The sequence below is a fragment of the Ilumatobacteraceae bacterium genome (assembly GCA_033344875.1).
GTDB lineage: Bacteria > Actinomycetota > Acidimicrobiia > Acidimicrobiales > Ilumatobacteraceae > Ilumatobacter.
Genome location: JAWPMO010000001.1, coordinates 3,610,757 through 3,625,018 on the forward strand (window position 1 = coordinate 3,610,757; position 14,262 = coordinate 3,625,018).

Here is a 14,262-nt window from a genome sequence, read left to right on the forward strand (position 1 = left end):
TGCGACGACTCGGAGGTCGGTGCCCATGAGGTGGTGGTGTTCCCAGCTCTACGAGCCCTGGTCATGGAGCCCGCGGCCGTACCTCGGTGTGTGGATAATTCTCGCAATACTCGTCGTTGTTCGCGCCCGCACGCTGCGGCGTCGCCGGCGCCATACCGATTCGGTTGGGGTGACCTCGCGTCAACGGGTCGCGTTCTGGTTCGGACTCTTCGGGTTCTGGCTCGCCTCGGATTGGCCGGTCGGCACACTTGGTGCTGGCTACCTCGCGTCACTCCACATGACCCAGTACATGCTGTATACGTTCATGGCCGCACCCCTGCTGCTGCTAGCCGCGCCAGAATGGTGGGTTCGGCGACTCCTCGCCCGTACCAAGACTTACCAACTCGTCGCGTGGGCCTCGAAGCCGCTCCGCGCCGCGGTCATCGCCAATGCGATCCTGATTGCTACTCATGCGCCGTGGACGGTCGACAATCTTCGAGTCAGCCAAATTGGATCGTTCGTCCTCGACGTCATCTGGATTCTCGGCGGTCTTATCGTCTGGTACCCCGTCGTCGGTCCGCTCCCCGAACATCGAGTCGCGTCCCCGCCACTCCGTTGCGCCTTCCTGTTCGCCGCCGCCGGCGTCTCGTCGCTGATCCCAGCCGGCTTCCTGACGTTTGCCAACAATCCGCTCTACCGAAGCTATGAGATCGCCCCACGCGTCGGCCTCGACCCTCTCGACGACCAGCAACTCGCCGGCGCGATCATGAAGGTCGGCGCCCTTCCCGTCATCTGGGTCACGATGGCGGTCATCTGGGTCCGTTGGGCGACCGCCGAACGCACCGCCGACCAAGACGTCGCCCGCGCCGACCAGCAACCCACCAAGCCAGAGCGGAAACCTTGAGTTCTCTGGGCGTTTCGTTGCCGACCTCTCTCGACATGTTTTCGTTACGCGATAGCAACATGATCGCAATGTTCGTTAGGGTGGCGAACATATGAGATTGCTTCGTCGAGGCCTGCTCGCCGTCATGGTGACAGCGGGATCGTTGTCGCCGCCGGCTTCAGTGGGTGCCACCTCTGTCGACGATCAACGCGCTGAGGTCGAGCGGATCGTGGACGAACTCGACCGGCTGCAGCGTGAGGCGGACGTCCTCGCGGAGGACTACGCCGTAGCGGTCGACGACATGCGCCGCCTCGACGGCGAGATCATCGAGGCAGAAGCTGAGGTCGCTGCGCAGCAACGAAACCTCGACGAACTACGTGACGACCTTGCCGACGTCGCGATTCGTTCCTTCACGGGTTCCGGTGTCGACGTGCTCGGACCACTCTTCTCGGGAACCACGGCCCAGAGCGACGCCCTCCGACGTGATCAATACGCTCGGGTAGCCCTCAGCACGGGCACGGCAACCACCGACGATTTGGAACAGTCCGTCGCCGATCTCTCCGACGCCAAGGACGTACTCGACGCGAAGCAGGCCGAGGCCGAGACCCTGGCCTTGGCCATCTCGCGGGCGCAAGGCGACGCGGTGGCGCGGACAGCCGAGTACGAGGCCGCCCGATCTGACGCGGAGGCGAAGCTTGGAGACTTGATCGAGGCCGAGGAGGAGCGTCGCGCAGCAGCTGCGTTCGCGCAGCTGCAAGCATCGACAACTACGTCGACAACCGCAGTGACGCCGCCGACCAGCTCCAGCGATGACGGACGCACCGGAAGTGGGTCCAACGCAACCAGCGCCGAACCGGCCCCCGCGGCAACGACCTCCGAGAACAATGGATCGGCCGGCGAACAGCAGGACCTTGGTGAAGGCGGTAATGGTGACGGCGAAACTAGCACCACCGGACCCGCGGAGAACTCTGATGCTGAGCCCTCCGGCGGCGCCGACGATGCGAGCGACAATGACAACCAAGCAGACGCGCGGCCAGCGGACCCACCGGTCTCCGGCCTGGCCGGCGTAGCGATACAAGCGGCCTTGGATCAACTCGGGGTGCCCTACAAGTATGCGACGTCACTCCCCGGTGTCTCGTTCGATTGCTCCGGCCTGACCCACTATGCGTGGGGACAAGCCGGTGTCTATCTCCCCAGAAACTCGCGTGCACAGCAAGCGTCGGTGCCCAACGTTCCAATTGCCTCGGCGCAACCCGGCGACCTGCTGTTCTATTATTCGCCGATCAGCCATGTTGGCATTTACCTCGGGGGCGGTCAGCTCGTGCACGCTCCGAACTCGGGAACAACCGTCAAGGTCGCGAACGTCAGTTGGGACAAAGTCACCGCGGTCGCGCGCCCTGGCTGAAGGGCCGCAGTGCGAGGGTCTCGAATCATCTCAGGTTCGTGTGACCCGAGGCAGCAGAGCCCGGCCCGCTGGTCGGTCACCTGCCGGCCCGGGATGCCACGGTGCACGAGACCGTTCCGATTCGGTCGACGCGGCGGGGAGCGCCCGATTGATGACTGGGCGTGTCAGGCGTGGTCGTCGACCCGGACTGCGGGTCGACTCGTGTCGCCGTTCTGGTCGGCACCGTCGAAGCGATAGGCGAGCAGTCGCAGGGCGTTTCCGACGACGAGGAGGGTCGACCCTTCGTGGAACACCACAGCAGGTCCGATTCCCACGAACCCGGCGAGTGTGGCTGGAATCAAGAATGCGACCATTCCGAGGCTCGCATAGAGGTTCTGTTTGATGATGCGACTTGCTGCGCGGCTCAATCCGATCACGACGGGGAGCTTGGCCAGGTCGTCACCCATCAGCGCAACATCCGCTGTTTCGAGTGCAACATCGGATCCTGCAGCACCCATTGCGATTCCGACGGTCGCGTTGGCCATGGCCGGGGCATCGTTGACGCCGTCGCCGACCATGGCGACCTTGCCCTCTTCGGATCGCAGGCGCACGATCGCGTCGACCTTGTCGTCCGGCATCAGGTCACCCCATGCGTCGGTGAGGCCGACCTGCTTTGCGATCGAGTCGGCAACGAGCTGGTTGTCGCCCGAGATCATGATCGCACGCTCGATCCCGAGCTCGCGAAGGTCGCTGATCATTGCTTGAGCCGAGGCGCGTGGTGTGTCCATCAACCCGAGAGTTCCGAGGAAGCGGTCGGAACGCTTCACGATCATGATCGTGCGCCCATTCTCGAGCAACTGTTCGGCGTCGGCGCGCACCGAGTCGTCGAGCCCGCCGTTCTCGTCGAACAGGGCGATATTGCCGATCAACACGTGGTCGCCGTCAACGGTCGCCTTGACCCCACGACCCGTGATCGATTCAACCCCACTCACCGACGTTGTCCTCCTCCGTTCGTATCGAGCGGTGCCGTCACGCACGACTGCGGCGGCGAGGGGGTGGTCGCTTCGATCTTCGACGCCGACGGCAACGTCGAGGAGTTCACTCTCGTCGACGGCTGTTGCCGCGATGACGTCGGTCAACCGCGGTTTGCCCTCGGTCAGAGTGCCCGTCTTGTCGAACGCAACGGCCCGTAGCGTCCCGAGGTTCTCCAACGGGCCACCACCTTTCACGAGAACTCCGACTTGTCCGGCCCGCGCGACCGCGGCGAGCACAGCGCTGGGCGTCGCGATCGCCAACGCACACGGACTGGCGGCCACCAGTACCGCCATGGCGCGATAGAACGAGCTCGCCCACGAGGAACCGAACGCCGGACCGATGACCATCACGACGATGACAAGAATCAACACGGTTGGAACGAAGAGGCGTTCGAACCGGTTCGTGAACTGCTGTGTCGGCGATGCCTGCGTCTCGGCTTCGCGGACCATCGTCGCCAACTTCGACAATGTCGTGTCCTTGGCGAGGCGGGTCACGTATATATCGATCTGTCCGCTGCCGTTGAGCGTCCCTGCGAACACCCTCGATTCCTCGGACACGCCCGCAGCATCTTGCGCCGCGGCCTCGGGATCGTCTACCGCAGACTTGTCGACCGGGATGCTCTCGCCCGTCAGCGGAGCCTGATCGACGCTGCTCGTTCCGGCGACCACGAAGCCATCTGCGGCGATCCGTTCGTTCGGTTTCACCAGGACAAGATCGCCCACCTCGAGTTGCTCAACCGGGACTTCCGAGTCGGAACCGTCCCGTCGGACGATGGCGGTCGCAGGTGCGAGTTCACCGAGCGCTTCGATGGCGCGTCTGGCACGACCCATTGCGTACCCTTCGAGAGCGTGACCGAGGCTGAATAATGCCAGGAGAAGCGCACCCTCCTCCCACTTGCCGAGAATGAACGCGCCTGCTGCGGCGACCAGCATCAGGAAGTCGATCTCGAACCGCTTGTTGCGAATCCCGTCGATGGCCTCACGCAACGTGAAGTACCCGCCGAACAAGCCCGACGCGATGAACGTGCCGGTCAGGGCCTGTTCACCCAACGCACCGGTGACCTCGGTGAGGAAACCAACCGTCCACAAGACCGCCGACGCAATCGCGAAGTACAACTCGCTCCGTTCGCCGAATGGTCCGCCGTGGTGATGAGCCTCGTGATCGCGATCTTGGTCACGACCGTCGTCGGCGGTTTCGGCGGCCGCATCGGCGCTGTCCACGAGCGGTGCGTCACCCGCGCCACCGCCCGACGAAGGGGATGTCATTGGCGTGGCACTCACGCCGTGGCGCAACAACGTGTCGCGCACGTCGGCTTCGGTGACCACTCGTCGGTCAAATTCGACGCGGACGATACCCGGCGTCACCTCTGCCTCGGCGATGCCGTCAACACGTCTCAGGGACTCTGCGACCGATCGAGCCTTGCGAATATGGGTCACGCCTGAGACAGACCAGAGCACGTGCCCAAACTGATCGGTGATCTCTGCCCCAGACGCCCGTGCGAGGCTGCGGATTCTGGCCACGCTCGTCGTGTCGGGATCGAAGTGCAAACAGACGCGACTCGGATCGTCTGTGCCCGCTGCGATGACATGAACGTCGTCGACCCCGGCGCTGTTCGACAGCGTCGAGATCAGCCGATCGACACACGGATCGTGCTCGCTTGGGGCATGTGGCAGCAGGACTGGCAGATCGAGTTGAACAGTGCGGGTCATCTCACATGTACCTTCCGTTGAGATCGCTAGGTGACAGCGACAAATCGCCGCCGGCCGTTCCGGACCCGCCCGCGCAGTAGCAGCTCAACCGATCGCACCGCTCGTTCACTGCTTTCTGGCTCGTCGAGATGTCCACACGACGATTCCACCGATCACCATGACCGCCGCCATGCTGACGAAGAACGCCACCGATCCCGAGCCCGAACTGACGCCATTGTTGTCAGCGGATCGGTAGGCGGTCTGTCGGGGTCCAGCCGCTGCAAGCGGCGCGTCGATCGTGAGAGCCACCACGACAACGAGCACCACGATGAGGCGAGCGGCGAGGTCGTCAATCCGGTATTTCATCGATGCGTCCGCAGGCGAGCGATGCCGACGCCCGCGGAGAAGTGGATCGTAGGTCGACGCGTTCTCTTGCCAGGTCCAGCCAGTCGGCGACCGGAGAGAAACCAGACCATTGAGAGCCCGCACATCTGTACGAGATGATGAACTCCGCCTCCAATGGTCAAGTTCGAATTGATCACGTCGACGGTTGCGAACGTCGGGATCGCGAACCCGAGCGCGAACACGAGCGGCATCAAACCGCCAGCGCGACCCGGCCTCCATGCCACGAAGAGCAATGCGCCCGCAACGGCAGCCCCGAACGCGCCAATGTGCTGTGTGTCATGAATCGGCGACGCTGAACGACCCGCAACGACTCCAGAGATCGCAAAGACCAACTCGACTGACGCGAGCAGCGCCAGACCAAGCCGGATCAATCGGAACGAGGTCCGAGGGCGATGCCTGCTTCGGGCGAGGGCCTGTGTCGCGATGTCGGGAATCTGTTCCGCCGGTCGAACCCGGAGCGCGCGTGTCACAGATCCGATCGACGTCCACCATCTGGAGCAGTCAGCGCATCGCCCGAGGTGAGCGTTTGCCACGCGTGCCTCGTCGGGCTCGGCCTCCTGATCGAGCTGAGCCGACAGAATCGTTCGCGCGGCGATGCACTCCACGAACACCAATGACCTGACCGTCCCGGTCGGTTCCCGCAGTCGTCGAGAAAGGATGAACTGATTGAGCTCGCTACGGACCTGTTGATCGACACCAGACTTGCAGGGTTCGAGCGGCCTGCCACGGCGATGTCGTTCGGGGATCCCACGAAGGGTACGTCGCACCGTCCGTCCTCGTTCATGTCCGAACATCATGCCTTCGACCTAGCGGGGCGCGTTGTGCTCGGAGCCGACCTGAGACAAGCTGTTGTCAAGATTCGTTGGAAGAGAGCATGAATGCCGGTCGATGAGATGAGCCCCGACGCCAGATTGAGCCGTCGCGCGATCCTGCGAGCGCTGGTCGCGGCGCCGATCGCCGCTGCACTCACTGCGTGCGGCACCGAGGGATTGGGAGGCGAATCGACCAGGAAGAACAACGGCACTGAGGAGAATGCGGGCCAGTCAGCGTCAGCCGGCGTGCGCGTCGAAGTGTGGCGAGATCCCGGTTGAGGATGTTGCGCCAGCTGGGTCGGGTACCTGGCAGACCATGGATTCGATGCTGACATGAGGGACGATCCTGACCGTGCGACACGTCGCGCAACGCTCGGCATCCCGAACGAAGCGGCCGGGTGCCACACCGCACTCATCGAGGGCTATGCGCTCGAGGGTCACGTTCCAGTCGGCGCGATCGATCGGCTCCTGACCGACCGGCCAGACCTGATCGGACTCGCTGTCACGGGTATGCCCAGTGACTCGCCCGGCATGGGTGGGAACGAAGCGACCTGGGAATCCCAAGCGGTTCAATCGATCGCGACGAACGGGACACTCGCACTCTACGAATACTGAGAACCCCCACCGTCGGACATCGACGTAACCCACGAATGACGGTGGCGACTACCGGGGCCGCGACGGGTCAAGTCACGCGCACTCACAGATTTGCGATTTGATGCTCCGGAGCGCAGCCGTTCCTCCCGGCCTCACCACTCACACAGTGACGTCGAGTCCAACTCCGTCGGTGTCGAACCCGGAGTCGGAGTCGTCGTCGGGTTCGGTGTGTGGTTCGAGACTCCAACCGAAAACGGCGATCAGCAGGATCAGGGCACCGGCTGCGGCGAGGATCAGGTTGAAGATCACCCCGTAGGCGATGATTGGCAGCGCGAACGCCGTCACGATTGGCCAATACGACGGCGACGGAAGATGGATGTGCGCGTCGGCATCGGCTTCCTGCTGGGCGATGATCTCCTCCGCCGTGGCGATCTGTTGGAAGTCGTGGTGCCCGTCCACGCCGCGATCTTCGTACTTGCGGTGGAAGAACTCGTCGAGATTGCTCACGGTCGGGATCACGTCGAAGTTGTGTTCCTTCGGAGGGTTGGTCGTGAGCCACTCCAGCGAGCGCGCATCCCACGGATCCAGCGGAGCAGGCCCGTGTTTGCGATGCGACACGACGATGTTCACAACGAAGAGGAACACACCGATGGCCAGCACCAGCGAACCCAATGACGCAACAAGATTCCAGAAGCCGAGATTGAAGATTCCCTCGCCGGCACGCGCTTCGGTCCACACGTACATTCGACGTGGCTGACCTTGGAGTCCGATCACGTGCATGGGTCCGAACGTGAGGTTGAGCCCGATCACCATCACACCGAAGTTCCAACGACCGATCCGTTCCGACAGCATCTTGCCGAAGACTTTTGGCCACCAGTAGTAGAACCCGGCGAAGAGCCCCAACACAGCACCACCGAAGAGCACGTAGTGGAAGTGTGCGACGACGTAGTAGGTGTCGGTCTGCTGAGAATCAGACGGCGCAACGGCGTGTGTGACGCCTGAGAGCCCGCCAATCGTGAACTGCACGATCAGCCCGATCGCGAACAACATTGCTGTCGTGAATCGAAGTTTGCCGCCCCAGAGGGTCATCGTCCAGTTGACAATCTTGACACCGGTGGGGATCGCGATGGCCATGGTCGAGACGGAGAAGACGGCAACCGAGATCGGCCCGAGGCCGGAGGCGAACATGTGGTGAGCCCACACGCCCCATCCCATGAACCCGATTGCAGCGCCGGAGAAGACGACGAGCGGGTAGCCAAACAGCGGCTTCTTCGAGAACACCGGAAGCACCTCGGAGACGATGCCGAACGACGGCAGGATCAAGATGTACACCTCTGGGTGGCCAAAGATCCAGAACAGGTGCTGCCACAGCAGCGGGTCGGCACCAGCCTCGACAGAAAAGAATGTTGCGTCGAACTGGCGTTGAAACATCAACAGAAACAGCGCCACGGTGATCACCGGGATGGCGAACAACAGTAGAAACTGGGTGACGAGCACCATCCATGTGAAGATCGGCATCTTCATCAAGGTCATGCCCGGGGCCCGCATGTTGATGACGGTGACGATCAGGTTGATGGCGCTGGTGAGCGACGCAATGCCAGTGATCTGCAATCCGAGCGTCCAGAAATCGATGCCATTCGTTGGCGAGAACGGCACCGACGAGTTGGGCGCATACATGAACCAACCGCCGTCCGCCGCACCGCCGAGGAACCAGGACGTGTTGATGAAGATCGCGCCGGCGAGGAAGCACCAGAACCCGAACGCGTTGATTCGGGGGAAGGCCACATCGCGTGCGCCGATCTGAAGCGGCACGAGGACGTTCGCGAACGCCGCCGCCATCGGCATCACGAACAGAAACACCATCGTTGTCGCGTGCATCGTGAACATCTGGTTGTACATGTCAGCCGAGAGCACCGTGCCATCTGGCCCTGCGAGTTGTGCGCGAATCAGCAGCGCCTCGAGTCCGCCAATCAGAAAGAATGCGAAGGCTGCGACCCCGTACATGATGCCGAGCTTCTTGTGATCGACCGTGAACAGCCAGGACTTCCAGCCGGTCGTGTGCACGGGTCGACGGAAAACGCCGTACGTCGTGGCGGGTGTCGCGACCGTTGGAGGACGAGACGTCGGTACCGGGCGTTCGATGACCGCCACGGTCAGGCCGCGACCGCGTAGATGTCGGCAACCAGACGGAGCGTCGGCCGGCCGCCAGTGACACTCCTCACGCAGCGTCGTTGGTCGTTGACCAGTCTCATCTCGTACGAGCATCTTGCATCGTGTTGTGTCACACCTCACTGATGACCGCACGCTGGGAGCGAGTTCCATCGGTATGGCATGATCGTGCTTGTGCTCGACCTCGACGCTCTCGCTCGCGACGCACAAGACGGTGATGCGGACGCCCTCGAGCGGTTCGTCCGAGCCATCCAGCCAGACGTGTGGCGATTCTGCGTGCATCTCACCCGGTTCGACGTCGCTGACGACCTCGCCCAAGAATCATTGGTCCGCGTCATCGAGTTCCTGCCACGCTGGAATCGTGGCCCGGCGCTCACGTGGGCGCTCGGAGTCGCCCGAAATGTATGCCGCGAACACATTCGCCGGGTCACCCGTAGGCGCACCGATCCGGTAGCGGAACCAACGACCGCAGCCACCGCCGATCACGGCGATGTCGTGCCCGTCATGCTCGTTCTGGCATCGCTCCCGATCGACCAACGCGAGGCGATCGTGTTGACACAACTCATCGGACTGCCGTACGCGTCGGCAGCCACCGTCATCGGCTGTCCGATCGGCACCGTCAGATCGCGCGTCGCGCGGGGTCGCGAAACACTTGCCATAGCGCTCAATCGTCGATCCGACTCCCAGTCCGGATAGTTAGTCTCCTTTGAAGAAGCAATTCCGCCGCCGGGCTCGGATCGCAGGATTGGGTTCGGAGGGATCACATGTTCTGAGTCTCGATGCGCGGGTCGGTCAGTTGGTGTCGATGAGGGTGGCAGTCTTGGACGAGGTTGTGGCTGAAGATGCCATGCCGCCGACAGGTTCGTGGACCGCCGATATCGGTGCAGAGCGTTCGGGCGAACACGCAGACGATCGGAGGCCACCCGCGCCGGTGACCGACTCGGTCTGCCTCGACAATCCCGTCGTGAGGGCGACCCCCGCCAGCGCACCGAGCGCCTGACGGCTCGCCCGATCAGCCCGGGCATGGCGTGCTGGACGGTCGTCCGACCCGTTGGCGGGGGTGACCGAGGATGCTGCCGACTCGGGCGGGTGTGAACTTCGCGGCCTCGGCGATCGCTCCGGCCGGGGAACCTCAGTGGACGCCTGGCGGATCGCGTCGTTGCGGGCCGCACGGGCGTGGTCGAGCGCCACTAATCGATGTCGTTCGCCGCGGAGGCGACGTCGTTCAAGCCCACGATCGCGACGTTACTGACCACTGCACCGCCGAAATGCAAGCGGGCTTGTATTGGAATCGATGTGGCCGTAGTTTGAGAGGTAGATCGAACGACGACGGTGACAAGCCGGTCCGACTTGCGTCCTGTAGGCGTGAGTGGTCGTTCCAGCCGAGCCCGTGCTGCTCCTGCGAGCCGTGGCGGGGGCGGGCGATGAGCACCCCGCCAGGTGACCAGGGAGGTCATGATGAGTCGAGGGACGATCAGGGCTTGTCGGCGCCTGAAGCGTCGGCCGGTCCCTCACGTCACGAGGTACCCCATGAGCAGCTTTCCCTATTCGACGCCATCGTTGCCGAGCCGCAAGGTTCTGAGGGACATGTTGGTGTTCTACGCGTCGCCGGCTCTGAGGGATCGTCTCGTGACGGCGTGGCCGGAGGACGCGGAACTGCTGGACGACCTGGTGGAGCAGGTGGTCGACCTCGCCGCGACGTGGCAGCCGACGGCGGAGTGGCATCAGATGTCGGTGGTGAAGCAGCACCGGACCGTGGAGTGGATGGTCTGGCAGGTGGCGACGGCCGCCGACGACGAACTGGGGCCGATGTACCGGGAGGACACCGTGATCCCGTTCGCGATCGACCTCGACACCTTGCCCCGGTACCCGATGCTGCCGACGCTTCTGGTGCACCCCGACGACATCGACTGACAAGCAGCCACGGCGGTCAGGTCCGCGATCGGGCTCGGGCTGCGACCCAGGCCGCACGACTTGCAGCCGAGCTCGGCGGCCGCACACCGACGGCCAACGAGATCGGTGTCTTGCGGGCGTGGACGAGTCTGGCGCAATGGGTCGGCACCGAGCGGGGAATGGCGGCGATCGGACGCGTCGAGGAGCACTGGCCCGGCTACGGCGAGATCGCCGCCGGATCGATCCTCAACGCCTACTACACCGACACCGATGTCATCCTCGCGACGTGGGCGTGGCTCGAGCGCCGCGGCGTCCGCGACGGCTATGGCTTCGAGCCAGGTTGTGGCAGGGGCGACTGGATCGCCGCTGCGCCAGAACGCATCCGCTTCGATGCGGTCGACATCGATCCCGTGTCGGTCAAGGTCGCCCGCGCCTTGACGGGCGCCAACGTCACCGAATCGCGTATCGAGGAGTGGCACCTCGCCCGGAGCGACCGCGCAACCGAGAACGGTGGCTATGACGTGGTGGTCGGCAACGTTCCGTTCTCATCTCACAAGCCCGGTGTCGGCAACCCGCACCGCGACAACCTGCACAACCTGGCAATCGCTCGATCGGTGGCGATGCTCCGACCGGGCGGTGTTGCAGCGGTGATCACATCGCGTTTCTCACTCGACTCCAGAGACCGGTCGTGGCGGCAACGCCTCGCCGTCGAGGTCGATCTGGTCGCCGCCATCAGGCTGCCGTCGCGAACCCACCGTGAGGCCGGCACCGACGTCGTCACTGACCTGATGATCCTGCGCCGCCCGCTACCCGGCGAGCAGCGACCGACCCCAGATTGGACCGAGGTCGAAGACCTGAGGCTCGACGAGAAGACCTCGACTCCGGTGAACCGGTACTGGCGCCAACATCCGGATCATGTGCTCGGCGTCGTCGAGCCCGGCGGTGCCTACCGACGAGAAAACTTCACCGTCACCGGCGACCGGCCGGCACACGAATCGCTCGCCGCTGTGCTCGAGCGGGTCGAACTCAAGTGGGCGCCGACCGGACACGCACCTGCCATCGACGAACCGAAACCCATAGCGGCGAGCACGACCGCTGGACGGGCGCTGCCCGCCGGATCGATCGTGACCGACCCGTCCTCATCGACCGGATTCTCTCGCGACGGGCTCGAACATCTATGCGCAGCCAAGAACCGCAACCAGCTGCGGCTGCTGGTCACGATGAGGGACCGAGCGCTCGAATACCTCGACGCACCCACAGATGAGGGCCGCATCGAACTGGCGGACCTGTACGCCAACTACCGCGACACCTATGACCAACCGCTCAACGCCTACGACCTCGTCGCCGTCAAACCGGTCAAACGCCGCAGCGACACTGACGACGACAACGTCGACGAGGCAACTGGGGAACGGACCCAGGTTCGTCGCCGCTACCCGAAGCTCGAAGGTTTCCGGACCGACCCGTCGTGGTGGTCCGTCGCTGCGCTCGAGGACTTCGACGACGACACCGGCCAGGCAACCCCCGCCGCAATCCTGCAACGTCCGATCCTCGACCCAAGCGGTGAACACTGGCCCGCCCGGGCGGCCACCATCGAGCAGGCCGTCGCCAACTCGCTCGCGCGCTGGCATCGCATCGACACCGACTACGTCGCCACGCAACTGGACGCGGATCCAGCGGCGGCGCTCCACCAACTCGCTGAGGTCGCCTTCCACACTCCGGAAGGGGAGTGGGAGCTCGCGGCCCACTACCTGTCTGGCGATGTCGTCGCCAAGCTCGACGCCGCGATCGCAGCAGCTCCTGACGACACCACGTTCGAACGCAACGTCGCGGCGCTGCGCAACGTGCAGCCGACACCGCTGACCGCAGCGGAGATCACTCCCGAGTTCGGCGTCACCTGGCTCGAGCCCGACGACATCGCCGCGTTCATCTCCGATCACGACGGCGGCAGCATCACGGTGAAGTACCACCCACCGACGGGGCAGTGGTCGTACGACGGCTACGGCTCCTCTCTGTCAAGAGGTGGGTTCGGGGTGGGCATATGAGGACGTCTGTTGGCGTGTGCCGTCCGCGTGATCAGCTCGCACCTCGAGGCTGATTCTTCGTTGCGGCCACACCCCGAACCCGACGCCGAGGTTAGACCGGGGTCGGTCGTGGTTGCATCGGCTTGCCGTTCATCCGCAGTGTCGCTGGTGACCGATACGACGGTTCACCTTGTCGTGTCGATGGCCGGCGTGGCCAGGTGTCGTCTTGGGTTTGGTCGTCTTGCCGGTCGACTTGGAGTTGGCGCCACACGGCGTCGGTCACACGTCGTTTCAGACAGCGGAGTGCTTCGAGGCGGCTCTTGCCTTCGGCGATCTTGCGGCGGTAGTAGTCCCGTCCGGGGGTGTCGAATCTGATCTGGGTGACCGCAGCCATGTGGATGGCTCGGTTGAGTTGACGGTTCCCGGAACGTGACAGTCGATGCCGGTTCACATCACCGGATGACACTGCGATCGGGGCGGTCCCGCAGTAGCTCGCGAAGTGATCACGGGTGGCGAAACGGGAGACGTCTTCGACCTCACCGAGAATCAACGCAGCGTTGATCGGCCCGACCCCATACACCCGCGTCAACGTGGTGCCCGACGCCTTCACGGTGGCGTTGATGCGCTTGGTGATCTCATCGATCTTCAGATCCAGCCGGGCGATGTCGTCGATCAACTCCATCGCGAGCTCAACCCGCATCTGATCGGCGACGTTGTCGACCTCAAGTGCTGTGAGCAGGTCAAACGCATGCTCAGCTGACAGTGACAGTCGCGCCCCACCCGAGATCAGTTCGCGCAAGAACCTGTGCAGCCGGCACACCGCGGAGGTGCGTGACCGCACGAGTTCGGTGCGTCGATCCGACAACAGTTTCAACGCCACGTTCGGACCGTCAGGCTGCACCCGACGCAGATGCTTGGAGTGGATCGCAGCACGAGCGATCGCGACCGCGTCGGTGTGATCGGTCTTGGTGCCGTGCCCGGTCGAATACACCCTCACCCGAGTCGACAACTTCGCCGGCACATCGATCACCGTCTCACCCGCGGCGACAAGCCGTTGGGCGATGTTGCGGCCCATCCCATTCGCACCCTCGACCGCCCAGACGAAGCGGCGTGGTTCACATACCAACAGAGCAAGCGGTCGGTTCGGGCGGCCGCTCACGCTCCAGGAAGGGAGGTGTCATGAGCAAGGGCAACACGACGTCGCCGAAGCACACTGCACCCGAGTGGTACGACGTGCCGAGTCTCGCCAACCTCCTTGGTGTGAGTGAGGGGTTCGTCCGCTCGATGGTCTACCGGCGAGAGATCCCTTATGCGAAGATCGGCAAGTTCGTTCGCTTCGATCCCAACGAGATCGACCTGTGGCTCACAGAGCGACGCGTCGACGCGCTTTCATGATCGG

12 protein-coding genes are annotated in these 14,262 nt (G+C 63.8%); 8 read left to right on the forward strand and 4 right to left on the reverse strand.

Annotated features, from left to right (window positions below):
* The first annotated feature begins 25 nt into the window (after positions 1–25).
* Together R8G01_17050 and R8G01_17055 are read left to right on the forward strand one after the other, a co-directional pair.
* Entirely contained in the window at positions 26–883 is an 858-nt protein-coding gene (locus R8G01_17050) for a cytochrome c oxidase assembly protein (protein ID MDW3215710.1), read from the forward strand.
* A gap of 208 nt (positions 884–1,091) precedes the next feature.
* Positions 1,092–2,267: an NlpC/P60 family protein gene (locus R8G01_17055; GenBank protein MDW3215711.1), complete on the forward strand. Its 1,176-nt coding sequence runs from the start codon at positions 1,092–1,094 to the stop codon at positions 2,265–2,267.
* Between the two features lie 164 nt (positions 2,268–2,431).
* Here R8G01_17055 and R8G01_17060 read toward each other — a convergent pair whose 3' ends face one another.
* Together R8G01_17060 and R8G01_17065 are read right to left on the reverse strand one after the other, a co-directional pair.
* A complete protein-coding gene (locus R8G01_17060; protein MDW3215712.1) occupies positions 2,432–4,501 on the reverse strand; it encodes a heavy metal translocating P-type ATPase in 2,070 nt (689 codons plus the stop codon).
* A 594-nt stretch (positions 4,502–5,095) separates the two neighbouring features.
* Positions 5,096–5,458, reverse strand: coding sequence for a hypothetical protein (locus R8G01_17065; GenBank protein MDW3215713.1), 363 nt, complete (start codon positions 5,456–5,458; stop codon positions 5,096–5,098).
* Positions 5,459–6,252: 794 nt separating this feature from the next.
* Here R8G01_17065 and R8G01_17070 point away from each other — a divergent pair.
* A complete protein-coding gene (locus R8G01_17070; protein ID MDW3215714.1) occupies positions 6,253–6,465 on the forward strand; it encodes a hypothetical protein in 213 nt (70 codons plus the stop codon).
* A 54-nt stretch (positions 6,466–6,519) separates the two neighbouring features.
* Entirely contained in the window at positions 6,520–6,801 is a 282-nt protein-coding gene (locus R8G01_17075; protein MDW3215715.1) for a DUF411 domain-containing protein, read from the forward strand.
* Between the two features lie 138 nt (positions 6,802–6,939).
* On the opposite strand, the gene ctaD is transcribed toward R8G01_17075, so the two are convergent.
* Entirely contained in the window at positions 6,940–8,844 is a 1,905-nt protein-coding gene (gene ctaD / locus R8G01_17080) for a cytochrome c oxidase subunit I (GenBank protein MDW3215716.1), read from the reverse strand.
* Positions 8,845–9,111: 267 nt separating this feature from the next.
* Here ctaD and R8G01_17085 point away from each other — a divergent pair, with 267 nt between their 5' ends.
* The 3 genes from R8G01_17085 to R8G01_17095 all read left to right on the forward strand — a co-directional run bounded on the left by R8G01_17085 (position 9,112) and on the right by R8G01_17095 (position 12,884).
* Positions 9,112–9,645 (forward strand): sigma-70 family RNA polymerase sigma factor, encoded by a 534-nt coding sequence (locus R8G01_17085; protein MDW3215717.1) that lies wholly within the window; start codon positions 9,112–9,114, stop codon positions 9,643–9,645.
* An 891-nt stretch (positions 9,646–10,536) separates the two neighbouring features.
* Positions 10,537–10,863, forward strand: coding sequence for a hypothetical protein (locus R8G01_17090; GenBank protein MDW3215718.1), 327 nt, complete (start codon positions 10,537–10,539; stop codon positions 10,861–10,863).
* Positions 10,864–10,973: 110 nt separating this feature from the next.
* Entirely contained in the window at positions 10,974–12,884 is a 1,911-nt protein-coding gene (locus tag R8G01_17095; protein MDW3215719.1) for a hypothetical protein, read from the forward strand.
* A 91-nt stretch (positions 12,885–12,975) separates the two neighbouring features.
* On the opposite strand, the gene R8G01_17100 is transcribed toward R8G01_17095, so the two are convergent.
* Complete coding sequence (locus R8G01_17100; protein ID MDW3215720.1) at positions 12,976–14,022, reverse strand: IS110 family transposase; 1,047 nt, start codon at positions 14,020–14,022, stop codon at positions 12,976–12,978.
* 20 nt (positions 14,023–14,042) lie between these two features.
* Here R8G01_17100 and R8G01_17105 point away from each other — a divergent pair, with 20 nt between their 5' ends.
* Complete coding sequence (locus R8G01_17105) at positions 14,043–14,258, forward strand: helix-turn-helix domain-containing protein (GenBank protein MDW3215721.1); 216 nt, start codon at positions 14,043–14,045, stop codon at positions 14,256–14,258.
* The last annotated feature ends 4 nt before the right edge of the window (positions 14,259–14,262 follow it).

Excerpts from the sequence above, each read along its gene's own strand:
- R8G01_17070 (MDW3215714.1), top strand. The coding sequence starts at position 6,253 with ATGCCGGTCGATGAGATGAGCCCCGACGCCAGATTGAGCCGTCGCGCG.
- R8G01_17090 (MDW3215718.1), top strand. The coding sequence starts at position 10,537 with ATGTTGGTGTTCTACGCGTCGCCGGCTCTGAGGGATCGTCTCGTGACG.
- R8G01_17075 (MDW3215715.1), top strand. The coding sequence starts at position 6,520 with ATGAGGGACGATCCTGACCGTGCGACACGTCGCGCAACGCTCGGCATC.
- R8G01_17105 (MDW3215721.1), top strand. The coding sequence starts at position 14,043 with ATGAGCAAGGGCAACACGACGTCGCCGAAGCACACTGCACCCGAGTGG.
- R8G01_17085 (MDW3215717.1), top strand. The coding sequence starts at position 9,112 with ATGATCGTGCTTGTGCTCGACCTCGACGCTCTCGCTCGCGACGCACAA.
- R8G01_17050 (MDW3215710.1), top strand. The coding sequence starts at position 26 with ATGAGGTGGTGGTGTTCCCAGCTCTACGAGCCCTGGTCATGGAGCCCG.